Raw genomic sequence first — 24,053 nt, 5'->3', positions numbered from 1 at the left:
AAGGAGAAGTGAATGTACCATCAAATCGAAGACATTGCCGCCTTTAACTATCCAGAAGATAACGACTCAGGAATCGTAGCCACCGTTAGATTTATCTTTGACGACCACAATCGCAACATTTCAGTAAATGTTTGTATTGAGCGAGACATGGAGGCATCTTTGGCAGTTATCGAACAACGGCTTCTCGAAAAAGCGAAGTCCCAACTGAATGAGCTGGTATCGGAGATTTAGTATCCAGCCTTGTAATATGAACCCGCTTCGGCGGGTTTTTTAATGGAGTTTTTCCATGCCAGAAACTTTCACATGGAGCCCACAAACGGGCTTCACGGGCGAACGTACGCCCGATGTAGCTGTCGTGAAGCTGGGTGACGGCTACGAACAGCGACAAGTGAAGGGTATAAATCCGCTCATGGGCAAATACCCTCTCACTTTTATTGGCCACGACGACACCAAATGCGGAAAAGGTAACGTGGCAAAGGCTGTGGATGCGTTTTTAAAGGCCCGTATGGCTGTCGAGCCGTTCTACTGGACGCCATCAGATACAGGCATTCAGGGGTTGTATGTATGCCGCTCCTGGTCGATGCAGAAGAACAGAGGTATTTACACGCTAACCGGAACGTTTGAGCAGGTGCCGCGATGAGAGACATACCAGCAGAACTCATTATCGAGAGCGTTGATGCCGGTGTTGGTGCAATGCTTGACCTGTTTGAGGTTGACCTGCAATCGTTCGGCGGAGATGTCATTCGTTTCCACGCAGGCACCAACGGCTATTACAACGATGTCATCTGGCAGGGGCGAGCTTATTCAGCCTACCCGATCGCTGTTGAGGGCTTTGAAGTTAAATCAGAAGGGGTATATTCGCGCCCAACAATGACTGTAGCAAACATAACTGGCCTGATAACTGGCATTAACGCAGATTTTGATGATGCGCTGGGCGCTGTGGTGACTCGTAGGCAGGTTATGGTTAAGCATCTGGACTCGGTGAACTTCCCGAACGGTAATGCAGATGCGGATCCAACTATGGAGGTTCTATCGCGCTACATCATCGAAGAGATGGCAGAAGAGGCGTTCGAGACAGTCACTTATAACTTAGCAACGCCGGTTGACTGTGATAATGCCATTATACCGGCGCGTACGATTCTGGCAGATGTTTGCCAGTGGGTATATCGCGGCGATGGTTGCGGTTACTCTGACGGCGCAGTGGCTGACGAGAAAGATAACCCCACGGCTGACCTATCCCGAGATAAGTGCTCAAAGCATCGCAGCGGATGTCGGTTGCGATTCGCCAAGCCTAACCCACTGCCATTTGGCGGCTATCCCGGTTCATCCAAGGTGTCCTGATGATTGAATCTGAATGTTTGGCTTATGCTGCATCATCCGACAATGAGGTGTGCGGCCTAATTATCGACGCCCACCGCCTGTGGCGATGTCGCAACGCGCACCCTGATCCGGCGAGAAATTTCCGGATTGATGATAGGGACTGGCTTGAAGCAGAAGCGGCGGGAGAAATCACCGCCGTTTTTCATTCCCACCCCCAACAAAAACTGGTGCTATCCGGCGCTGACCGTACAGCGCAACTGGCGACAGGTATTGAGTGGTGGCTTGCAAGTGGCGATAAGTTAAGAAAGTTTCGTCCTGTGCAACATCTTCTCGGGCGAAGGTTTGCGCACGGTAAAACGGACTGCTATACGCTGTTTCGCGATGCATATCATCTCTGCGGCATCGACCTACCCGACTTCGAGCGGACCAACGGTTGGTGGCTGCGAGGAGAGAATCTTTATCTTAAGAACATTGAGGCCAACGGCTTTTATCAGGTTGGCTTTGACGCTATTCAGCCTGGTGACGTAATCATCCGGCGAGCTTTCCCCGAGTGTGACCCATGCCATGCAATGATATGGCTGGGCGAGAACACCATTATGCACCATGAAGTGCACGGCAGACTCAGCCGTCGTGAACCGCTTCGTCAGATTCACGTACCTCTTATTCACTCTATCTGGAGACACGAACAATGCTCATCTTTAGATTTGCGGGGAGTTTACGACGACATTTCCGCCAGATCACAATGAGCGTAGACACGCCAGCGCAGGGGCTGCGGCTCCTTCTTGCACAGTGCCCCGCATTCAAGCGAGATTTCTACAATGCCCGGATACGTATGCGCATCGATGGTAACGATGTATGCGGAGATAGCCTCGAATTCCATATGAATCGGCATGTAAAAGAAGGCTCTAGCGTACTGATTGTACCAGTCGTAGAAGGTGCTATTTCTGCGGCGGCTGCTGCTTGGGTCATGGTGGCTGTGTCGGTCGCATCTGTTGCGTACTCGCTTTACATGACATCACAAATGAAGACGAAGACGTCAGCAGAACAGGATACGAATTCAATCACGAACAACTCATTCACCAGTGCGGAGAACCGTGTCGGACAAGGCAGGCCGGTACCCATTCTTCTGGGTGAGATGATGATCGGAAGTAACGTTATCAGCCTGGGTATTGATACAAGCAATACTGATAACTGGGAACAAATTATCAGCTAACTGCCTTGACAGTTGAAAGGAGGAGTTTATGAGTGGCGGCGGTGGTGGAGGAAGCACTCCTAAGTTAATTGATGACAACCTTAAGAGTAAGCAGTATCTGAAAGTGCTCGATCTTCTATGCGAAGGTCCGATAGCAGGGCCAGTTGACCAGCAGCACCTGTCATCTTTTATGCTGAACAAAACCCCGGTGACTGATTCAGCAGGAAACACGACTATCAATGGTGTGAGCGTGGCGTGGAGACCGGGAACAGCATCTCAGGAGCCGATTAACGGCTTTAACACAATCGAATCAACAACGCTTGTTAACGCGGATGTCACGCAAGCTACACCGATTGTTCGCACGGTTACTGATACAGATGTTGACCGTGTACGCATGAATATCGGCGTTTCTGGATTAGTCCAGCAGGACACGAGAGGAAATCAGCAAGAAACGTCCGTGACGATGGTGATTGAAACCCGGACGGGCAATCTTTCCTGGCAAACTCAAAAGACTGTCACAATCAGAGGGAAAATATCCGGTGAATATCTTGAGGCTCATCTTTTTGATGCACCTGATACTAAACCATTTGATATTCGTCTGCGCCGCATTACAGCAGACAGCAGCAGTGATTTGCTGAATAACGGCACTGTCTGGAATAGTTTTACCGAAATTACTGACGACAACCTGTCGTATCCGCATTCTGCTGTTGCCGGGTGCGTAGTTGACCGTGACCAGTATACTGAAACGCCCACCAGGACCTATCATCTTCGCGGTCTCATTGTCGATGTACCTGATAACTACGACCCGATAACCCGCACTTATACTGGCATCTGGACTGGTGGCTTTAAATCAGCGTGGACAAATAACCCGGCCTGGCTGTTCCGTGCGCTAGTAAAAAACCCCCGGTATGGGCTTGCGCGCAGCGCTGGCTATATCGACGTGGATGACGGTAGCCTGTACGTTCTTTCGCAGTTCTGTGATCAGATGGTTGATGATGGCTACGGCGGAAAAGAGCCGCGATTTACACTTAACGCATACATCACTGAGCAGAAGAGCTCCCGCGACTTGCTTGATGACATCGCCGGAATGTTCAGGGGTATCGCGCTGTGGGATGGCATGCGTTTCTCTGTAATGCTTGACAACCCTCAAGACCCTGTAGCTTCAATCACTAACGCAAACGTGGTTGATGGGCTGTTCACTTACAGTTCGATGAAGCGCTCCGAGAGATACAACGCCGTAGTTGTCTCTTGGACTGACCCGAATAACGGGTGGGAGCAAGTAAAAGAATACGTTTCTGATGACGAGATGATAGGGCGTCATAGCTATAACGAAACAACTATAGAGGCATTCGGCTGTACATCGCGGGGACAGGCTTTCAGAGCAGGAAAGTGGATGCTGGAAACCGTCAAGCGTGAAAACAAAAAAGTAGCGTTCAAGATGGCTCGGGAAGCGATTCGGTTCATTCCAGGCGACATTATTGAAGTGATGGATAATAACCATGCAGCCAGCCGACTGGGTGGTCGAATCATGTCTCATGCGGGGAAATCCATTACCGCTGACGCTGATGTATCTGAGCTAGTTGGCAGCGGAGATTTAGTGTCTCTGATGAGTTCCAGTGGGAAGTTTGTTAAGTATGAAATAGCCAGCGTTGCAGGGCGAGAGATTACACTGAAGACAGCGCCGACATGGGTGCGTGATGGGACTGTATTCGTCATTTCCACTGGCGAAGCGGCACCGATTCTTGTTCGCATCATGGGCATTTCAGAAGAGAGTAACAACTCTGTCTATAGCATCACTGCAACACTGCATGGCCCGAAAAAACAAGCTGTCGTTGACGATGGTGCGGTATTCGATATGCCAAACGATACGTTTAATAGTTATCGCGTACCAAATATTGAAAGCCTGAGAATCATCAATACTAACAGTGAAACAGTGCAAGTCACCGCTACATGGGAAACCGGTACAGCAACAAAAAAACTCGCGTTCGAGCTATACATTTATAACGCGGACGGGAGAGTTGTTGCACAGTATGAGACCGATCAGTTTCGTTATGAATTTTACGGGCTGGACTCTGGAAACTACTCTCTTGGCGTACGCGGGCGCAATGAAAACGGGATGAAGGGGGCGGAAACGCAGGTTAGTCTGATTATCGGCGCACCTTCTGCACCAAAATCTATTCAATGGCTTCCTGGTGTATTCCAGGCCACTCTGGTGCCAGTCACACAAGCGACACTGACATCTGATACTGGATTTGAGTTTTGGTTTTCTGGCGAAAACCCAGTATCCAATATTAAAAACATAGAATCACAAGCGCAGTACCTTGGACGTGGTCACCAGTGGACTGTGAGTCAGCTAAAAGTGGGGCATGTATATTATATTTATGTCAGAGCGAGAAACGCTTTTGGCGTATCTGATTTTGTTCAGGCATCCGGTTCGCCTGAGGCCGATTTTTCAGAGATTACAGATGCCGTGGTTGAGGGGGTGAAAGACTCTGACGTATTCAAGGGAATAATTGAGTCAGTCATTGACGGCAGTGCAAAAATCGAAGACCTGGCGGAAGCCATTCGTGATAATGCTGAAAATCTCGCTTCGGCTGTAGAGTCAACAAAACAGACCACCGATCAGATTATCGCTGATGCAAAAGATATGGCGGAGGACATTCAAAAAAATGCCGATGCCATAGCAGATGCGGTTCAATCAGGCAAGGAAACGACTGACCAGATTATCGCTGATACTGAAAAACTGGCTGAGGATATCCAGAAAAATGCTGACGATATTATTAATGCTGTCAACTCAGGGAAGGAGACCACCGACCAGATAATTGCCGACGCGGATAAAATGGCGAATAATATTTTGCAAAATGGCGCAGATATCACAGCCGTTTCAGCAGCTAACAAGCAGACGGCACAAGCGATTATCAGTAACTCTCTGGCGCTGGCTGATGTTGTTGTCCGTCAATCGGTACATTACGGTGAGAACTCTGCAAAATACGAACAATTGCGGGAAGTAATCGCTACTGAAACCGAGGCACGTGTTACTGATGTTATCAATCTTGAAGCGAGAACTGCGGCTAATGAATCCGGGCTGACAGAAGTTCGTCAGACACTGACGAATGAAACAGAAGCCAGAACAACGGCAGTTGACCAACTTACAGCGAAGACAGCCAACAATACGGCTGATATTACCAGTCTGAACGAAGCCGTCACCACTTTGGAGAGCTCTACCGCAACGCGTTTTGATGAGTTGGCAGTAAAAACCGATACTGCGTCCGGTGCTATTCAAAATAATGCCCAGGCCATCATAAGCAACTCTCTGGCTCAGGCAGATACCTCGTTCCGCATCGCAGTACAGAACGGCGAAAATACGGCGAAATTCGAGCAGGTGAGGCAGGTCATCGCCACGGAAACGGAAGCCAGGGTATCCGATATCGAGCGTCTGGAGGCCGCAACCGGGGATAATACTGCTGCAATCAACGCGGTTCGTCAGGCGGTTTCTGATGAGTCGAGTGCGCGGGTTGATGCTGTCGAGAAATTAACGGTCACCACCGGAGAGAATGCGGCAGCGATCACCCGCGTAAGTCAGGCCATTACAGATGAAACTGAGGCGCGTACTTCTGCTGTGGAAAAACTGACTGCAGAGACGGAGAAAGCCAATGCCAGTGTGTCTGGATTAGCTGAAACCGTGGCTACTCTGGATGGTGCAACATCTACCCGTTTTGATGAAATCACGGCAAAAACTGAGCAAGCGTCCGGCGCGATTCAGAACAATGCCCAAGCCATCATCAGTAATTCTTTGGCGCAGGCGGATATCTCAACGCGGCTGTCGGTTCAGAGTGGCGACAATGCTGCTAAGTTTGAGCGGGTCACTCAAGTTATAGCCACTGAGACGGAAGCCAGGGTGTCAGATGTCGAGCGCCTGGAAGCCGTAACCGGGGATAATACTGCTGCAATTAACTCTGTTCGCCAGGCTGTTAGCGATGAAACGAGCGCCAGAATAGATGCTATTGAGAAATTAACTGTCTCGAGTGAAAGCAATGCAGCAGCTATCACGAGGGTTAATCAAGCTATTACCGATGAAACCCTGGCGCGTACCTCTGCTGTTGAGCAGCTAACCACCAAAACCGATCAAACCAATGCCAGCGTATCTAACCTGGCTGAAACTGTGGCCACTCTGGATGGTGCCACCTCGACCCGGTTTGATGAAATGGAAGTGAAAGCCGGGCAGGTTTCTGGTGCTATTCAGAATAATGCCCAGGCCATCATTAGTAACTCCCTTGCGCAAGCTGATATTTCCACTCGCTTATCGGTCCAAAGCGGTGATAACTCAGCGAAGTTTGAGCAAGTCACTCAGGTTATCGCAAGTGAAACGGAGGCTCGTGTAAATGATGTCACTCGCCTTGAAGCTCAGACCGGGAAGAACACAGCCGGGCTGACTGACTTGAGCCAGGTTGTGGCTGATGAGAAAGCGGCTTCAGCTACGCGTATGACGACTATCGAAACCCGAACCGGCAAGAACGAATCGGCGATCACAAACGTTAATACCGCATTGACGAATGAGACGGAGGCCAGGACACAGGCGGTTAATCAGCTTAATACCCGCGTCGATGATAACGAGTCTGATGTTTCTGAATTAACGCAGGCAGTAACCACGCTCGACAGTGCTATGGCTTCCAGGCTGGAGGAGCTGAAAGCGCAGACTGATAATGCGTCGGGCAGTTCGAAAAACAATGCTATTGCATTGATTACGAATACCCTGGCTCAGGTCAATATGCGCCAAACGCTGTCCGTTCAGTACAACGCTAATCAGGCAGAAATTGACCGTATTGATACCGTGATAGCAGATGAGAAATCGGCGACAGCTACCGCGCTGGAGCAGATTAAAACTGATGTTGCTGGGAATGCGGCGTCTGTAACTAATCTGAGTCAGACGGTATCGAATTATCAGCAGGCCACCGCCACGCAAATTAGCACAATCACAGCCAGTGTGAATGATAATACCGCCTTAATATCGGATACGTCAAAAGCGGTGGCTGATATTAATGGTGAATTAAGCGCATCACGGGTAATTAAAGTTGCGGTAGATGATAACGGTAGGAGTGTTGTCTCAGGCATTGGATTTGGCGTTAATAATGATTCTGGTGTTACACAGTCAGAAATTATTATGATGGCTGACCAGTTATTTTTTACGAGTCAGGTTAATGGAGCCTTAACATCGCCATTTATTATCAAAAACAATCAGGTGATTATTAATGACCTGCTTGTTGGTGATGGCTCTATTACTAACGCAAAAATTGGTAACCTCATTCAATCCAATAATTATGCACCCAGCTTTTCTGGTTGGTCTATAAACAAAGATGGTGGCTCTGAATTCAATGATGTTGTGGTAAGAGGGAAGGTTTACGCCACCGATGGTGTATTCAGAGGCACTGTATATGCAACGGATGGCCGTTTTGAGGGGACCGTTTATGCTGAAAAAATTGAGGGTGACGTCGTTAGCACTCATGTAGTTAACAGGGGGGAAACAATCACTATCCCTGCATCAGCAGTCAAAAGAACGTTGGTAATACCAACAATAATGGCGTCAGGTGATGTTAGCTCAGATTTCGGGACGAAATTTTTTACTCGATGTATTGTAACAATAAATGGAACTCGAGCTGTAGATATTCGAGCGGACGGAGCTCAAACCAGAGCCACGGCATACTCCAGAGTTATTGAGGCAAATACAGTTACTACAATTCAATATGAGGCTGACGGCAACACAGGTGGGGGGTATATGCCTTTCTTAGCATGCATCCTTATGAAATCCTAACCAAATTAAACATCACAACCCGCTTCGGCGGGTTTTTCATTTTCTGGAGATAAATAATGATTTACACAACAGGCACTATTGCAGTTAGCGGAAATACATTAACCGGCACTGGCACTAATTTTACTGCAGCGGGTTCTTTAATCCGTGTGGGATGCACTGTATTAACCATGACCTCACCGCCACAGACATTTCAAATCACTGGAATAACCAGTGGCACAGCAATGACGGTATCGCCAGCAGCAAGCCCAGCATTAGCCGCAGGAACAAAATATTCAATTCTGCTTAGTGACAATCTGAGTGTTGACGGACTGGCACAGGATATAGCTGAAACATTCGGCATGTATCAGCGAAACATCAGCGGATTTGCTGACGTGATGAATGGTACTGGTGACGTAACGATTACTGTGGGCGGTCAAGCAGTAACTGTTCCGGGACAGAAGTCACTGGCGAAGAAAGGCGCGAATAGCGATATCACAAGCCTGACTGGGCTTAAAACGGCGCTGAGCATTGCTCAGGGTGGTACAGGTGCAACCACTGTGGAAGGTATTCGACAAAACGCTGGTTTGGGAACTGTGGCCACTTTAGATGCGACGACGTCATCCAGGGATAAAACTCCCGGGAGGGTGCTTCAAGTCGGCGGGTTTGGGCTTGGTGGGATGTCGCCTCCTCCATTATTGGATAGTGAACTTGATAGCGTAGAAGGTTATCCCACAACTTTTTTCACTCAGGGTGGCGGAAGCGCAAATATCAAGTTCGGGGCCTATGGTGCAGGAATTAACATACCGTACGGCAGGATCAACTCAGCAACTTATTTCGCGTCATTCCAGCTTTTCTGCAATGGATCTGGCACACTAAAAGCTCAATGGAGCCGTGTCAATATAGCCACCGGGGTGCAGGAAGCAGCAATGCAAACAATTTACACAACAGCTAACACAACTAAAGCAGCGGATGGAACACTAAAAGTAGCATCCCCAATAGTTAAAATATTCCATGATGGCCACTACGAAACTAATGACGAGTCAGAAGGGTGCGTGGTGACTCGGTTAGCTGTGGGCCAGTACCTAATCAAAAACTGCATTGGTTTAAATGCTGATGCGGCATGGGGCGGGGTTAATGGCGGGTTTGATATACCGAAAGACCGGAATGGCCAGCCTCTTGTATGGTTGGATTTTGAGGTGAACGCTGATGGTTCAGTGCTGGTACAGACCTATCATCGAACCTATCCGGACGCGCCTGTATTTGCTCAGAATATCATTGAAGGGGTTTCCGATGGTGAAGCGGTCGACATTCCTGCCGACCAATTCGTTTCAGTTCGTGTCGAGATGCCGATAGACAGCATTTGGAATCAAAATCAGGCAGCTATTCAGGCTGAATCTGAGGCTCTTCAGTCGGAGCATCAGGAGCAATAACTGATTCTGGCATATCCAGACGAATATCAATCCATGAGTTAGCCGGCACATCAATCGACTCACCTGACTGAATAACAATTTCTCCATCAGCTAGTACCATTTTGCGGCGGAACAGTGAAATGATGATCTCATCATCAAGCTGTTCTGCTGTCACCACACCCAAATCCCCGCTGCCATCTGGATCGCGTGGCGGTAGCAAGCGCCAGCCCGACGATGCCAAAGATTTAGCGCCTGTTACCCGATACACGCCAACATCCTCACGAATGATTTCAACGCCGCGAGCCTCGCCATTAGCTACGCCGTAACCACACCATTCAAAATCACTCTCATCAATATCAAGCCGATCTGTAGATTCAGGGCTAGCAATACGAGCTACTGGTGAGGCTGCTTTTAGTGCGCCATCAGATGCTTTAGTTGTGTTCGCTGTCGAATAAACGGTGTGTACTGTTCCTGACACCTCTCCAGTTGAAGTGTTAACTGATTGCCATTTTGTTTTTAGCTGTCCATTTGCCTGCATGAACAAAAATGTGCTAAGTCGACTGGTTCCTGCGCTCGACATCGCATGCGGCATACAAATCCCGGAACCATATGAACCAAATAAATTTGATAACCCCACACTACCTGACTGTCTAAATAGCCCACCCGGTACTCCGTCGGGTGCTGTTAGTTCAGCATCTGAACGAGCAACACCCGTAGCACTTCCTATTCCAAAATCCCCAGCAAGCATGACTGACATCCATGCGCCCCAGCCATTTGTATCTTTTGAACGTCGCCACATTTGTGGTGATGCGGAGTTAGATCTCATGCAAAGCTGCGTAATGTAAATTCCAGTCACAATATTTAAGACAATTAATCCACCAACCGCTGCAGGCAACTCTGGTTGGTTTTGTGTTTCAGCATGATAGATACCCGTCTCTGTAATTTCATTCCAATTCGCTGAAGATACCGTTCTATTACTGAACCCGCCCAAACCAGCGTTTTGGATAAAGCCTTTCAATTTTTACCTGTACACTTCCCTGCATTTTTATAACGAAATTAGTGGCTATAAATTATGCAAATTGGCTATGTTCGTGTGTCAACAAATGACCAAAATACCTCTTTACAACGTGATGCCCTGGAACGCGCAGGATGCGAACAGATATTTGAGGAAAAAATGAGCGGTACTGTTGCTAATCGCCCGGTTCTAAAACGGGTATTAAAGCAGCTCAAAGAGGGTGACATTCTTGTTGTCTGGAAGCTGGATCGGCTAGGCCGGTCAATGCGAAACCTGGTCTTGTTAGTCGATGAACTCCGTAACCGCAACATTCATTTCCGCAGCCTGACAGACAGCATCGATACATCCAGCCCAATGGGGCGTTTCATATTTCATATAATGGGCGCACTGGCTGAAATGGAACGTGAACTCATTGTTGAACGAACGATGGCCGGTTTAGCGGCAGCAAGAGAACAGGGAAGGATAGGAGGGCGCAGGCCAAAATTAACGCCAGAACAATGGGCGCAGGCTGGGCGGTTGATAGCTAACGGGACGGACAGGAAACAGGTGGCGCTGATTTATGATGTGGCTGTGTGTACTTTGTACAAGAAATTTCCTGTGACTAAGAAGTAACCAATAGCAAGTACATTGTTAAGTACATTTGCATGGTTGAATTTTAATTTTAAAGATATATATCATTATCTTATTTGATGATTCGCGTAATCATGGAAGAGGAAGGTAGGTTGTTGCGCTGAGTTATTCAATGTTTATCTGTGTCCACTTATGTTGTCTAACTCATTGTTATTAAATTCTATATCTAATAAACAATCCGTTCTTTTATATTGCAGTATTGTTCACTGTTCATATGAGCCCATAGCCTGTATCCAATATTATTATGGATCTCAGTGACACAAAACACCCCTCCGCACATGGTAAACCATATTCTGGTTCACAAGAAGCATCGGATCTGGTGGCTGAGTGTGGGAGCCTTATCGAAGGGAAGGGGCCTGGTGCAATATCGCGAGTGTTGTTGAGCGTTTATTGGTGGTTTTCAGATGTGTCTCCGGGTAGTTTAGTTCAAATAGAGTATCGGTGTTCCGGTACCTCCAGGCATATAAAACGAAAGGTAAAACAGCTGCGGAGAAGGAGATGTCCGGCAGGAACAACAAGGATAGTGCGAGTGGAACACCTACCCCACATGACTCGGTATTTAAACAGTTTCTGACCCATCCTGATACCGCCAGGGATTTCATGCAACTGCATCTGCCCGTAGAACTGCAGGACATCTGTGACTTCAGTACCCTGAAACTTGAGTCTGGCAGCTTTGTCGAGGAAAGTTTACGACCTTACTTCAGCGACGTGCTATACAGCCTGAAAACCACGTCCGATGATGACGGTTATATCAACGTACTTATCGAGCACCAGTCTTCTCCTGACAAACATATGGCGTTCCGACTTCTTCGTTATGCGGTGGCGGCCATGCAACGTCACCTGGATGCAGGGCACAAAAAATTGCCGCTGGTGATACCCGTTCTGTTTTATAACGGCAAACGCAGCCCGTATCCGTATTCAACCCGCTGGCTGGATGAGTTTAACCATTCCGGATTAGCCGAAAAGCTGTACAACGGTCATTTTCCCTTGGTTGATGTTACTGTTATACCGGACGAAGAGATCATGGGACACCGCCGTATGGCAGCCCTGAGCTTGCTACAGAAACATATTCATAACCGGGACCTGTCAGATCTGCTGGACAATCTGACCACCTTATTACTGACAGAAAGCATGACAGGACAGCAACTGGCGTCACTGATAAACTATCTTGTACAGGCAGGCGAAACTTCAAACGCAGAGGCCTTTGTACATGATCTGGCACAGCGAGTGCCGCAACATGGGGACGAACTGATGACTATCGCACAACAGCTGGAACAGAAGGGTATTGAGAAAGGACGACAAGAAGGTCGACAGGAAGGTATCCAACTAGGTCGCAATGAAGGAAAACTCGAAGTGGCCCGAATCATGCTACAGAATGGTTTTGACCACAATACCATCATAAAAATGACAGGCCTGACAGCGGAAGATCTGACACAGGTCGACCGCTGACCACCTTGCTAGTGACAGAACACATGACAGCAAGTGCCGCAAGATGGGGACGAACTGATGACTATCGCACAACAGCTGGAACAGAAGGGTATTGAGAAAGGCCGACAGGAAGGTATCCAACTAGGTCGCAATGAAGGAAAACTCGAAGTGGCCCGAATCATGCTACAGAATGGTTTTGACCACAATACCATCATAAAAATGACAGGCCTGACAGCGGAAGATCTGACACGGATCGACCGCTGATTATCTGTCCTGATACCCCCGGGCCTGATCCGGACGCCCCATAAAACGCCCCTTTAAACCAGACTGATATACATCAGAGAGTTCTTTATTTACTGCCACTTAATTTGACCCTGTTTCACTGCCTCCATAATTGCTCTTCCGGAATTTTGGTATTCTGGTAATGACAACACACGCCACTGACCATTCTGAAAGGCCAGCAGGCAGCAGCGAGTATCTATAGTGCTTTTAATGGCAAAGGTACGGATGTCAGTCGAGGGTACAGGCAGGCGTTCCCCCGGACGGGGGAAATAGATGCGCACGCCGGAAATAATAATGTTATCCATGGGCGTTACTCGTTAACCAGCCAGAATTCGGCTTCGTCAAACATCTCTTCGATTAAACGGTTGAGGCGTTCTTTCTCAAATTTAGTGCAGTCACTGTTCACTGCATTGGTTTGCATGGGTTTAACCCGTACTTCGGCGTCAGGGAATACACGATGTACGCGTTGGGTAAGCTCTGCAAGGATGATATCTTGAGCGCCAGGCAGACCGGCAACGTTGCGTTTATCATAGACGAGTTCGACGAACATGGGTTATCTCCGTTATACTGTTTTAATATACAGTATCTGGCGTTTTTGCAATGTCGTCAACGGCTAATTTGATGAATACTTTATGAAGTAAACCACCCACCTGCCAGGAAACAAGCAGGTGGGTGATATTGCCAATCAGAACTTCCAGGAAACACTGCCGACGATGCTGCGTTCTGCACCAAAATAGCAGTAAGAGAGCGAGTTACAGGCGGCAACGTAGCTCTTATCTGTCAGGTTATTAACGTTAAGCTGGGCGTTTAACCCTTTGATGCCGACTTTTGACAAGTCATAACCCACGGCTATATCGACCAGCGTATAGGATGGCAGCGTATGGGTATTCAGGCGATCGGTGGTCACACCGTTAACATAACGCATCCCGGAGCCGATGGTCAGACCGTCCAGCGGGCCGCTTTTAACATCGTAGCTTAGCCAGGTACTGGCCATATTACGTGGCGCATACACCGCACGTTTACCTTGTTCATCCTGGCTACTTTTCTTATAGCGGATATCGGTATAGGTATAGGCTGCCTGGAGACGCAGGTTTTCGGCTATCTCGCCTACGGCTTCCAGTTCCACCCCTTCAGACTCGATTTCACCGATCGAACGATAAGGAGAATCGGGCTCTGTTTTGGTCGCGATATTTTTCTGATTGATACGGAATACCGAAGCACTGTATTGGATGTTGGTGCCTTCTGGCTCATACTTTAAGCCTGCTTCCCATTGCTTACCGGTCATCGGTTTCAGCAATTGACCCGCATCGTCAACGAAACTGGTTGGGGTAAAGGACGTCGAGTAGCTGACATAAGGTGCAATGCCATTATCAAACAGATACATCAGGGCGGCGCGGCTGCTGAAGTTATTTTTATCCAGCGCGCTTGAACTGCCATCCAGCTTATTGAGATTGGTGATTTTCACTTGGTCAAAGCGGCCACCCAGCGTCATACGCCATCTGTCTAATGAGATCTGATCCTGAAGGTAGTAGCCGGTCTGACGCAGTTTATGCTGTTCGTGACCATACATGGTTATAGTATGCGGATAAGCATTATAAACCGGATTAAAGGCATCCAGTGCCGGGAAGCTGCCAGAGTAACCGGTGGTATGATTGCTACGATCCTGATAGTCCATACCGATAAGCACGCGGTGATTCAGTGGCCCGGTATCAAAGCTTCCGTCTACATGGTTATCCAGGGTGATGGCATTCATCTGCTCTTCCGAGCCTGAATACCCGCGGTTTAACTGGCTTGCATTTGCCCAGCCTGCGGCATAGACCTGATTCAGTTCAACTTTGGTATTCAGGTAACGCACTTTCTGACGCACCGACCAGCCGCTGTCAAACTGATGCTCGATATCATAGCCGACCATATTTTCCTGGCGATTATATTTATCGAAACCAGGCTCACCCTCATAAAAGGTGTTTGAGATTTTTTTGCCATTATAAGGGACTACCGTTCCTTCATAAGGCAGGCCGGAGTGGCTGCCACCTTCAGGATCACGGTGTAAATAGGCCATTAAATCAAGGCGAGTATTATCAGTGATGCGCCAGGTCAGACTGGGCATGATGGCATAACGCTCTTCTTTTAGCGGATCGAACTGCGAGTCGGCATAACGCGTCATACCACTGATGCGGCCGGCGATTCTGTCGTTATCATCCAACGCGCCGGTGACATCAAACATTGCCCCGCGCTGTTTATTATTACCGGCAAACAGCTTAATTTCACCGCCAGTGTCAAAGGACGGTTTACGGGAGGTGAGAGCGACAATACCGCCAGGAGAGGAACGACCATACAAGACAGAGGCCGGGCCACGAACCACTTCAATACTGTCTAAAAACCACGGATCCACCACCAGTGAACTATGGGAGTTGGTATCCCCCATTATTTTCAAACCATCAAGATAGATATTGTCCAGACTTCCGTCGGAGAAGCCTCGCATAACAATATAGTCAAAACGGTTTGAGGCCCCGATTTGGTTGCTATACACACCCGGCGTATAGGTAACCGCCTGATGTACACTGGTTGCGCCTTGCTCTTCAAACTGTTCCCGTGTGACTATCGATACAGCCTGAGGCGTTTCGATATCCGGGGTTTCCAGTTTAGTTGCGCCACTTTGCACTTTTGAGGTGACAACAAGGGTATCATTTTTTGTGGTTTCTTGTGCTAACACCGGGAAAGTGAGGCTACCGGTAGCCAACCCCACCAGCAGTGCCAGACGCGTTTTAGTCAACATTAAAGTCTCCAAAGGCTTTTTCTAATTGTTAATAAGAATTATTACCTTTTTGAGGCGTTAAGCAGATATGCGTAATGTCAGGTTACATATGCGTAATGACAAACTATTGTTACCGACATCTTCGGGTCAGATTAGCGGGAACGGCGGATATCGACTGGTGGCATACCATAACGGCGACGAAAGGCGGTAGAGAAGTTGGTGGCATGCTGGTAGCCTGACATCCATGCGGCTTGTTGGACGCTATGGCCTTCCAATAAATAACGATGTGCCAGTGCCAGGCGGCAGTCACGCAGAAAATCAAAAATAGTGCAGCCGTAGGCCTGTCTAAACTTACTGCGCAGGCTGCTTGGGCTCATGGCGGCTTGTTGCGCCAGTCCGTTCAGGGTGTACTCTTTTTCCGGGGCTTGTTCGAGCAGGTTGCGAATATTTTCCAGCCGCTGATGTTCGCAACGCTGGGCAAACTCGACAGGACGACTGAGGCTTTCATGCTGGTTTAAGCCGTGCCCCAGTAACTGCATAATCAGTCCTTCAAGGATCAGCTGCCGGGCCACGCCGTTGCCGCTGCCGTGCTGCGCGCGGGCTAAACCGGTGAGCAAATAATCAGGCACGTGCCAGGCCATTGACGGCGTATTACTGAAGGCCCCGTCGCGTAAAAGCGACCTGAGCAAGCTGCTTTGCCAGGCCTCGCCGGGATACACTCCCAGAGAGAGCGTTCTGAGTTTATGCCCGGCAATATGGCGAACAGTCATAGCCTGATGGCTCGAAAGTCGCGTGGCATAAGTCATACCCGAACGGATAGTGTACTGTTGACCATAGTGCGAGATAACCACATTCCCTTCCAGCACTACCAGCATATAGAGCGGTGATTCATGGCAGGAGAAGGTTTCATAAGGCTCCAGAACCTGCACATCAGATTGTGTCAGACTGATACCCGAACCCAACGTTAATTCTTCAACATCCCCGTGGAGCACAGGAATGTGCAGGCCGTTCCCCTGGCTGTGTTGTGGGAAGTGATAATCGATATTATAGCGTTCACCATAACGTTGAAAATCTTCCATTAAAATGAATCTTTTTTTCACGGGAACCAGCGCATTAGGTTCTTGAGCTATCACAGAATTCGCCCTGTCTCTGTCAGGAGTGAATAAGATGGTAAAGATTATCATTCTTATTACGATGCGACAACGTTACGTCAGATATCAGGAAAGGGATAACGTCAGTTAGCCCTGAGTGTACTTTTTAGTGCAGTTTTTTGGCGAACTGCACATACTGACTAAGAAAGGGCTGTACAGAGACAGACTGGCTGTTATATTTATGTATAAATATACAGTTATTTGATGTCAGCTGGAGAAAACGATGTTTACCGTACATTTGAAGCCTGGGAAACGCTGTTTGACCAGGTTGAGGCGGACGGGGGATATCAGTTTACTGGTAAACCTTGTTACGAACGCTACCTTAATGACGGCAGCCAGTCTGGTGTCTGGCAGCTCGAAATGCTCATTCCCGTTAAACCCGTGCAGGAGTAACTCATGGCTTTTGATGAAACAACAGGCTTAACCGTTCTTTTTATTGCAGGTTTTGGACCTGTTACTGGTAATAGTGCCACCAGTCAGGCCTTTTATCAGCACGCACTGAATTTACCGTTGAAAGGCATGCCCGGTAATGAAACTTATCTCTCGTTGGAAGCAGGGGAACTGGAAGGCGTTAAACATTTTGCTGTCTGGCCGCTGGAGCAAGCCGCACAGTCCTGTTTTAACTGTGCTGACTGGCCAGAAAGCCATGCCGTTCCCCAGAGCTGGATAGAATTTGAAGTGGCTTCTCTGGAGGTTGCCAGCAATGAACTCAAAGCGCAGGGGTACCAGTTGCTGGTGGACAATCACCTGGAACCTTGGGGGCAAACCGTGACTCGCCTGCTCAGCCCGGAAGGATTACTGGTGGGTCTGACAATAACACCTTGGTTGCGTTAAAAGGTTGCGTGAAAACTGACAGTGACAGGGGGAACAGGGTCTGTTTTCTTCCATACCTCGCATTTTACAGCAAATTTTTTTTTGCTTGTTTCGATTCAGCTGCAATTAGGGTTAAGATAGAGACAGTCTGTTTTGAATGTTAGTCACGCATTGCCATTCAGGTAGGCTATAGCTTAATGTAGTCGTAACCTGAATCCGATTGCCAATTTATAAGGTGTGAAAATGGAAAATATTAAATCATCCTTTCAGGACGTCCTGGACTTTGTGCGTCTGTACCGTCGTAAGAACAAGCTACAACGTGAAATTCAGGATGAAGCAAAAAAAATCCGTGACAACCAAAAACGTGTGTTGCTGCTCGATAACCTGAGTGAATATATTAAGCCGGGTATGAGCATTGAAGCGGTGCAAGAAATCATTGCCAGCATGAAAGCGGACTATGAAGACCGCGTTGATGATCACATTATTAAAAATGCGGAACTGTCAAAAGAGCGTCGCGAAATTTCGGCTAAGCTGAAAATCATTGGCGAGCAGAAAAGAGCTGAAGCGAAATCCGAAAAAGCGTAATTGCTCAGCAATAGCCGCCTGATACCCCTCTGAAGAGCGCCCGGTGTCAGGCGGCTTTTTTATGTCAATAAAGATTACTGGCCAGAACTGCATTAAACCTTGAAACCAGCCCCCGCACGGAGCTGGCTATTCCGGAGACTATTTCTGTGCCGCTTCTAACGCCTGAGAAACATCATTAATGATGTCATCAATATGTTCGATACCGACAGAAATTCTCACCAGGTCTTCACTGACACCAGCACGAGCTAACTCTTCCGGGTTTAATTGGCGATGGGTAGTACTGGCTGGATGACAGGCCAAAGATTTAGCATCACCGATATTCACTAAGCGTAAAATCATCTGCAGCGCATCGATAAAACGTCCACCTGCTTCCTTTCCGCCCTTAATACCAAAACTGACTATCCCGGAGGCTTTTCCGGCAGTAATTTTATCCGCATTGGCTTTAAACGGGCTGTCGGGGAGGGCGGCATAGTTAACCCAGCTGACGGAAGGATGTTGCTGAAGATATGCCGCCAGTTTTTCGGCATTACTGCAATGTCTCTCGATCCGCAGGCTCAGGGTTTCAAGTCCCTGGAGCAGTAAAAAGGCACTGTGTGGCGACAAGGCGGCACCGGTATTGCGCAGAGGCACCACCCGGCAGCGGCCAATATACGCCGCGGGACCAAAGGCTTCGGTATACACCACCCCGTGATAAGAGGCATCCGGTTCATTCAGTAAACTAAACCGTGCTTTATTCGCAACCCAGTCAAATTTTCCTGAATCGATAATAATGCCACCAATCGTGGTGCCGTGGCCGCCAATATATTTGGTCAGGGAGTGCACCACAATATCCGCTCCGTGTTCGAAAGGACGGCATAATACGGGCGTTGCCACGGTATTATCGACAATAACCGGAACACCATGGCGATGGGCGATTTCAGCCAGGCGGGCGATATCTACCACATTCCCCGCCGGGTTACCGATTGACTCACAAAACAGCGCCTTGGTTCTGTCATCAATCAGCGCTTCCAGGCCGGCAAAATCATCAAAACTGGCCATGCGTACTTCAACACCCTGGCGCGGTAAGGTATGGGCAAACAGATTATAAGTACCACCATAAAGCTGGCTGGTACTGACAATATTGTCGCCGACTTCAGTCAGGGCCTGAATAGCATAGGTGATAGCGGCCATACCGGATGCCACCGCCAGTGCACCGATACCGCCTTCAATTGCGGCAAGTCGTTGCTCAAGCACGGCGGTCGTCGGATTCATAATTCGGCTGTAAATATTACCTGCAACTTTTAAATCAAAGAGATCAGCACCATGTTGGGTATCATCAAAAGTATAAGAGGTGGTCTGATAAACAGGGACTGCCGCAGATTTTGTTGTCGCTTCTGATTCATATCCGTGGTGTAAGGCCAGTGATTCTATTTTCATAAAGGAGTCTCTGTGGATGTGTCATCGTCAAGGTTTACGCCTTCGCAAAGCAGCGCGAATGATTTTACTTTTATAAACAGCATACGTTGCGGAACGAGAAATATTTATACATAAAAAGCATTACATTAGATAGAAAATGAGCAAGTCCTGAGCCAATGTATCGCTGTTGATAAAAGCAAAATCATTGGAATGACAGGCAGAGACGAATATTATCGTGAGAAAATCTGCTGATGTGATTTTTCCTCAGCCCCTTTCTCATATACTGAAACCACTCAAGTTAAGGCCAGAGCGACAATAATGAAAATCGAAAAATTACAGTATATTTTTGACCCTCTGTGTGGCTGGTGCTATGCGAGTGCCCCTGCGCTGGCATATTTGGCACAGTCCTGTCCGCAAGTGCTGGAGCTGCTCCCGTCCGGGCTGTTTTCAGGAGAGGGAGCCCGACCGATGTCGCCACAGTTTGCGGCTTACGCCTGGGGCAATGACCAACGAATCGCTTCTTTGACAGGTCAGCGCTTCAGTGAGGAATATCATCAGTTGCTGAATTCGGGGGGCAATTTCGACTCACATGCGCTGAATTGTGCTCTGACAGCCTGTGAAAGAATTGCACCTGAAGCTGAAGCGGGCCTGTTACATGAACTGCAAATTGCACGCTATGTACGGGGCCTTGATACCTCACGCAGTGACGTTGTGGCAAAAATCAGCAATGAATATGCCATGGCTAAAGAACTGGAGATTCATTTCCCGACTCACGGCGATCCTTTTACTGCGGGAACAGAACTCGCTGAGATAACGGATAAACGTACAGACAGCGTGAAGCAGCTAATGCGTTCAGTCGGCGTGTCTGGTGTTCCGTTATTACTGGTTACTATAGCGGGTAAAACCTCGACAGTCAGTGGCGCGGATCTGTATGGTGGCCCGGCTTCTGTGAGTCATGCACTGAAAAAATTGTTGTAAATTAACAGCGTGTTGTAATCCTCATGATATAGGGAACAGATCACCTTGAGTTATGGGGATAAGCAAAATCGAACCAGAGATACCAACGATTCTACCAACAAAAGTAGTGGGTAGTAGCGTTTTTTGGTGGAAGAGGGTGAACGTAAAAAAGAGGGTAAGTAATTGATAAAAAGCAAAAAAGCAGACGTCAGTGAACGTCTGCTTTCTTTAAATTGGCTCCTCTGACTGGACTCGAACCAGTGACATACGGATTAACAGTCCGCCGTTCTACCGACTGAACTACAGAGGAATTTCGTTGGGCGCTATCTTAGCTTTTGCTACAGGTTTGTCAAAGACAAAATAGCAGAAAATGTCTTTTTGCTTAAACAACCGACATCTTGTTGTCTTTTAATACCGTTAGCTGAAAAAACTTTGCAGGAACCGCTGACCTGGCTCATCATATTGAAATAATGTTTCATTAAACATCCGGGCTCTGGCTTGAACATAACTGAAATAGTGCGTCGGGGGGTACAAAAATCGCCCTGGGGCGCAAAAAGGAAAGCGCACCGTGTTCTCTTGTGGCGTGAGGTTATGCCTCTCGCGGTGCCGATTTTTTTAGAGAATGCCTGTGTATTGCTGATGGGGGTTTTCAGTACGTTCCTCGTGAGCTGGCTGGGGCAGGATGCAATGGCGGGTGTCGGGCTTGCTGACAGCTTCAATATGGTGATTATCGCCTTTTTCGCAGCTGTAGACTTAGGAACCACCGTTGTTGTTGCGTTCAGTTTTGGTAAGCTTGATCACGAACGCGCACGTGCTGCTGCCAGGCAGTCATTAGTTCTGATGACGTTAGTTGCGCTCGCCTTGGCGGTGGTTATCCATATTGCAGGGCCGCATATTATTGAAGTGATTGCCGGGAAGGCTTCTCCTGAGGTTAAGGCTCTGGCATTGTCTTATCTGCAAACTACCGTCTGGAGCTACCCGGCTGCGGCAATCACCTTGATTGCCAGTGGGGCCTTACGAGGTGCCGGCAACACCAAGCTACCGTTATTGATTAACGGCGGCATGAATATTCTCAATATCCTCTTCAGCAGTATCCTTATCTACGGTATTTTCAGCTGGGATGGCTTGGGTTTTATTGGTGCCGGACTCGGTTTGACAATTTCCCGCTATGTGGGGGCCATCGCCATTATTCTGATATTAATGAGTGGCGTTAATCCGGCCCTGCGTATTACCTTCCGAAGTTACTTTACTCGTCTTAACACCGGCATTCTGCGCGAGGTGCTGGGAATTGGTATTCCGGCCAGCGTCGAATCAGTGCTGTTTAATGGCGGTAAATTGCTGACCCAGATGTTTGTTGCCGGCATGGGAACCAGCGTAATTGCCGGTAACTTTATTGCCTTTTCGGTGGCGGCATTAATTAACCTGCCAGGTAATGCCCTTGGTTCAGCATCGACCATTATCGTTGGAAAACGATTAGGTAAAGGTGAAATAGCCCAGGCAGAGCGTCAGCTACGGCATGTTCTTTGGCTCTCTACCGTGGTGCTGACAATCATTGCCTGGGGGACTGCGCCTTTTGCCGGGCTTTTTGCCTCTTTTTACACCGACGATCCGGATGTTATCCATGTTGTGGTTATTCTTCTGTGGATGAACGCCGCATTTATGCCTATCTGGGCCGCTTCCTGGGTCCTGCCTGCCGGGCTGAAAGGGGCGCGTGATGCCCGTTATGCTATGTGGGTGGCGATGCTCGGGATGTGGGGTTGTCGAGTGGTGGCAGGTTATACGTTAGGGATTGTTCTGGGGATGGGCGTCGTGGGCGTCTGGCTGGGGATGTTCCTGGACTGGGCGGTTCGCGGGGCCTGTTTCTACTGGCGTATGGCCAGCGGCCGCTGGTTACAAAAGTATCCTCGACCTCAGAAATAAATCTTTCCGGGAGTAGTCATCAACCACGTTACGTGGTTGATGACTGTAAGACAGATTTAATCGACTTTGTGGGCAACAATATTGGCAAGCGATCGTACGTCATTCCCGGTAGGGGCCTGATAAACGCGCAGACCAAATTCACCGACAATCGCAAAAATATGGTCAAAGATATCAGACTGGATCGCTTCATATTCCAGCCATGCCACGGTATTGGTAAAGCAATAAATCTCCAGCGGTAAGCCCTGAGCATCCGGTGCTAGCTGGCGTACCATCATGGTCATATTCTTATGAACTTTCGGATGGTTACGCAGATATTCAGCGAGATAAATACGGAAGGTACCAATATTGGTCATCTGCCGCTGATTCAGCACGGAACTGTTATTAATTTGCTGATTATATTCTTTAATTTCGCTATTGCGTTCACTGATATACGGGGAAAGCAAGTTAGCTTGCTGTAACTTACTTTGCTCTTCCTCAGACAAAAAATGAATGCTGGTGGTATCAATAAATAAACTGCGTTTAATTCTGCGTCCGCCGGATGCAGACATACCGCTCCAGTTTTTGAAAGAATCAGAGACCAGGGCATAAGTGGGCATTGAGGTAATGGTATTATCCCAGTTCTGCACTTTTACTGTGGTTAAGCCAATATCGATAACCGCACCATCGGCACCATATTTTGGCATTTCCAGCCAGTCACCCAGCTTAAGCATATTGTTCGCAGACAGCTGAATACCCGCCACCAGCCCAAGAATGGGATCTTTAAATACCAACATCAGGACTGCGGCCATGGCACCTAACCCACTGATAAGAATGGCGGGTGATTTCCCAATCAGCAGGGAAATAATCATGATGCCAACAATCAACGAGCAGATAAGTTTCAGACTCTGGAATATTCCCTTTAAGGGTAGATGCGAAACGGTAGTGAATTTATGCGACAGTCCGGTAATCACATCCAACAGAGAGAAGACAGATAGTAGTGCGTAAAGCATCACCCAGAGCTGAGCACAGGTACTCAGAATAACCAGTTCATCAGAACCTGATTTTAGCCATAATACGGCCTGCACATTGACGATAATGCCTTGCAGCATAAATGCCAGTCGATGAAAGAGTTTGTTTTGAGTAAAAACTTGCAATGTCAGGCTGGAACTGACTTGAGCTCGTTTTTCAATGCTTCTCAATACTACCCGGTGCAGAATAACGTGCACAATTATGGCCGTTAATAAAATAATAACTGCCATTACGACCAGATAGGGTGTTTCGTCGGGTGTTATTCCATATTTTTCGAGCTCGGAAATCAGTGCCTTCATAATTCCTCCTTTAATAAATGCACGGGGTATGATGCATATTGCATCAGCCAGACGCAACCCTTAGCGGATATTCAATCAGAAGTACCTGCCTTAAATCGCAAAGCAC

Annotated in this window: 21 protein-coding genes, 1 tRNA gene and 2 pseudogenes; 16 read left to right on the top strand and 8 right to left on the bottom strand. The window is 48.1% G+C overall.

Going from position 1 to position 24,053, the window contains the following annotated elements:
* Nucleotides 1–12 precede the first annotated feature (12 nt).
* The 8 genes and pseudogenes from Q1A40_RS01400 (at nucleotide 13) to Q1A40_RS01365 (ending at nucleotide 9,730) form a co-directional block, all read left to right on the top strand.
* The gene (locus Q1A40_RS01400; RefSeq protein ID WP_299996811.1) at nucleotides 13–231 is read left to right on the top strand and encodes a hypothetical protein; all 219 of its coding nucleotides are present in this window, start codon (nucleotides 13–15) and stop codon (nucleotides 229–231) included.
* A 55-nt stretch (nucleotides 232–286) separates the two neighbouring features.
* Entirely contained in the window at nucleotides 287–640 is a 354-nt protein-coding gene (locus Q1A40_RS01395) for a phage tail protein (RefSeq protein ID WP_299996808.1), read from the top strand.
* Complete coding sequence (locus Q1A40_RS01390) at nucleotides 637–1,341, top strand: phage minor tail protein L (protein WP_299996805.1); 705 nt, start codon at nucleotides 637–639, stop codon at nucleotides 1,339–1,341. Before Q1A40_RS01395 ends, Q1A40_RS01390 begins: the two co-directional genes overlap by 4 nt.
* The gene (locus Q1A40_RS01385) at nucleotides 1,341–2,066 is read left to right on the top strand and encodes a C40 family peptidase (RefSeq protein WP_299996802.1); all 726 of its coding nucleotides are present in this window, start codon (nucleotides 1,341–1,343) and stop codon (nucleotides 2,064–2,066) included. Before Q1A40_RS01390 ends, Q1A40_RS01385 begins: the two co-directional genes overlap by 1 nt.
* On the top strand, nucleotides 2,009–2,533 hold the full coding sequence (locus Q1A40_RS01380) for a tail assembly protein (RefSeq protein ID WP_299996799.1): 525 nt from the start codon (nucleotides 2,009–2,011) through the stop codon (nucleotides 2,531–2,533). Before Q1A40_RS01385 ends, Q1A40_RS01380 begins: the two co-directional genes overlap by 58 nt.
* Nucleotides 2,534–2,561: 28 nt before the next feature.
* A pseudogene (locus Q1A40_RS01375) lies at nucleotides 2,562–5,045 on the top strand (host specificity protein J); the annotation flags it as partial.
* Nucleotides 5,046–5,159: 114 nt separating this feature from the next.
* Complete coding sequence (locus Q1A40_RS23135) at nucleotides 5,160–8,321, top strand: DUF1983 domain-containing protein (protein WP_367275725.1); 3,162 nt, start codon at nucleotides 5,160–5,162, stop codon at nucleotides 8,319–8,321.
* A gap of 56 nt (nucleotides 8,322–8,377) precedes the next feature.
* Complete coding sequence (locus tag Q1A40_RS01365; RefSeq protein ID WP_299996796.1) at nucleotides 8,378–9,730, top strand: phage tail protein; 1,353 nt, start codon at nucleotides 8,378–8,380, stop codon at nucleotides 9,728–9,730.
* Here Q1A40_RS01365 and Q1A40_RS01360 read toward each other — a convergent pair.
* Nucleotides 9,681–10,727 (bottom strand): pyocin knob domain-containing protein, encoded by a 1,047-nt coding sequence (locus tag Q1A40_RS01360; RefSeq protein WP_299996793.1) that lies wholly within the window; start codon nucleotides 10,725–10,727, stop codon nucleotides 9,681–9,683. The genes Q1A40_RS01365 and Q1A40_RS01360 overlap by 50 nt on opposite strands.
* A gap of 54 nt (nucleotides 10,728–10,781) precedes the next feature.
* Here Q1A40_RS01360 and Q1A40_RS01355 point away from each other — a divergent pair, with 54 nt between their 5' ends.
* The 3 genes and pseudogenes from Q1A40_RS01355 to Q1A40_RS01345 all read left to right on the top strand — a co-directional run.
* A complete protein-coding gene (locus Q1A40_RS01355; protein ID WP_299996789.1) occupies nucleotides 10,782–11,336 on the top strand; it encodes a recombinase family protein in 555 nt (184 codons plus the stop codon).
* 516 nt (nucleotides 11,337–11,852) lie between these two features.
* Nucleotides 11,853–12,803, top strand: coding sequence for an Rpn family recombination-promoting nuclease/putative transposase (locus tag Q1A40_RS01350; RefSeq protein WP_299996786.1), 951 nt, complete (start codon nucleotides 11,853–11,855; stop codon nucleotides 12,801–12,803).
* Nucleotides 12,804–12,830: 27 nt separating this feature from the next.
* A pseudogene (locus Q1A40_RS01345) lies at nucleotides 12,831–13,046 on the top strand (Rpn family recombination-promoting nuclease/putative transposase); the annotation flags it as partial.
* 89 nt (nucleotides 13,047–13,135) lie between these two features.
* Here the strand turns inward: Q1A40_RS01345 and Q1A40_RS01340 are convergent.
* From Q1A40_RS01340 to Q1A40_RS01325, 4 genes are all read right to left on the bottom strand, one after another.
* Complete coding sequence (locus Q1A40_RS01340) at nucleotides 13,136–13,369, bottom strand: hypothetical protein (protein WP_299996783.1); 234 nt, start codon at nucleotides 13,367–13,369, stop codon at nucleotides 13,136–13,138.
* Nucleotides 13,370–13,374: 5 nt separating this feature from the next.
* A complete protein-coding gene (locus tag Q1A40_RS01335) occupies nucleotides 13,375–13,614 on the bottom strand; it encodes a DinI-like family protein (protein WP_299996780.1) in 240 nt (79 codons plus the stop codon).
* Between the two features lie 135 nt (nucleotides 13,615–13,749).
* Nucleotides 13,750–15,840, bottom strand: a complete 2,091-nt coding sequence (locus Q1A40_RS01330) for a TonB-dependent siderophore receptor (RefSeq protein ID WP_299996777.1) — start codon at nucleotides 15,838–15,840, stop codon at nucleotides 13,750–13,752.
* A 131-nt stretch (nucleotides 15,841–15,971) separates the two neighbouring features.
* Entirely contained in the window at nucleotides 15,972–16,898 is a 927-nt protein-coding gene (locus tag Q1A40_RS01325; RefSeq protein WP_299997836.1) for a helix-turn-helix transcriptional regulator, read from the bottom strand.
* A 276-nt stretch (nucleotides 16,899–17,174) separates the two neighbouring features.
* Here Q1A40_RS01325 and Q1A40_RS01320 point away from each other — a divergent pair, with 276 nt between their 5' ends.
* The 3 genes from Q1A40_RS01320 to Q1A40_RS01310 all read left to right on the top strand — a co-directional run bounded on the left by Q1A40_RS01320 (nucleotide 17,175) and on the right by Q1A40_RS01310 (nucleotide 18,368).
* Complete coding sequence (locus Q1A40_RS01320; RefSeq protein ID WP_299996774.1) at nucleotides 17,175–17,363, top strand: effector binding domain-containing protein; 189 nt, start codon at nucleotides 17,175–17,177, stop codon at nucleotides 17,361–17,363.
* A gap of 3 nt (nucleotides 17,364–17,366) precedes the next feature.
* Complete coding sequence (locus Q1A40_RS01315; RefSeq protein ID WP_299996771.1) at nucleotides 17,367–17,804, top strand: glyoxalase; 438 nt, start codon at nucleotides 17,367–17,369, stop codon at nucleotides 17,802–17,804.
* A 222-nt stretch (nucleotides 17,805–18,026) separates the two neighbouring features.
* Nucleotides 18,027–18,368, top strand: coding sequence for a DUF496 family protein (locus Q1A40_RS01310; protein WP_299996768.1), 342 nt, complete (start codon nucleotides 18,027–18,029; stop codon nucleotides 18,366–18,368).
* Nucleotides 18,369–18,506: 138 nt separating this feature from the next.
* On the opposite strand, the gene Q1A40_RS01305 is transcribed toward Q1A40_RS01310, so the two are convergent.
* Nucleotides 18,507–19,784: an aminotransferase class I/II-fold pyridoxal phosphate-dependent enzyme gene (locus tag Q1A40_RS01305; RefSeq protein WP_299996765.1), complete on the bottom strand. Its 1,278-nt coding sequence runs from the start codon at nucleotides 19,782–19,784 to the stop codon at nucleotides 18,507–18,509.
* A 297-nt stretch (nucleotides 19,785–20,081) separates the two neighbouring features.
* Between Q1A40_RS01305 and Q1A40_RS01300 the strand changes: the two genes are divergently transcribed.
* Nucleotides 20,082–20,741, top strand: a complete 660-nt coding sequence (locus tag Q1A40_RS01300; RefSeq protein ID WP_299996762.1) for a protein-disulfide isomerase — start codon at nucleotides 20,082–20,084, stop codon at nucleotides 20,739–20,741.
* A gap of 213 nt (nucleotides 20,742–20,954) precedes the next feature.
* Here Q1A40_RS01300 and Q1A40_RS01295 read toward each other — a convergent pair.
* Nucleotides 20,955–21,030: transfer RNA gene (locus Q1A40_RS01295), tRNA-Asn, on the bottom strand.
* 188 nt (nucleotides 21,031–21,218) lie between these two features.
* Here Q1A40_RS01295 and Q1A40_RS01290 point away from each other — a divergent pair.
* Nucleotides 21,219–22,640, top strand: a complete 1,422-nt coding sequence (locus tag Q1A40_RS01290) for an EmmdR/YeeO family multidrug/toxin efflux MATE transporter (RefSeq protein ID WP_299996760.1) — start codon at nucleotides 21,219–21,221, stop codon at nucleotides 22,638–22,640.
* Nucleotides 22,641–22,696: 56 nt separating this feature from the next.
* On the opposite strand, the gene Q1A40_RS01285 is transcribed toward Q1A40_RS01290, so the two are convergent.
* Nucleotides 22,697–23,947: a mechanosensitive ion channel domain-containing protein gene (locus Q1A40_RS01285; RefSeq protein ID WP_299996757.1), complete on the bottom strand. Its 1,251-nt coding sequence runs from the start codon at nucleotides 23,945–23,947 to the stop codon at nucleotides 22,697–22,699.
* Between the last annotated feature and the right edge of the window lie 106 nt (nucleotides 23,948–24,053).

Source organism: uncultured Cedecea sp. (assembly GCF_947498825.1).
Classification (GTDB): Bacteria; Pseudomonadota; Gammaproteobacteria; order Enterobacterales; family Enterobacteriaceae; genus JGM124.
The sequence above is the reverse complement of the archived record's forward strand: the minus strand, read 5'-3'. Positions and strand labels throughout refer to the sequence as shown.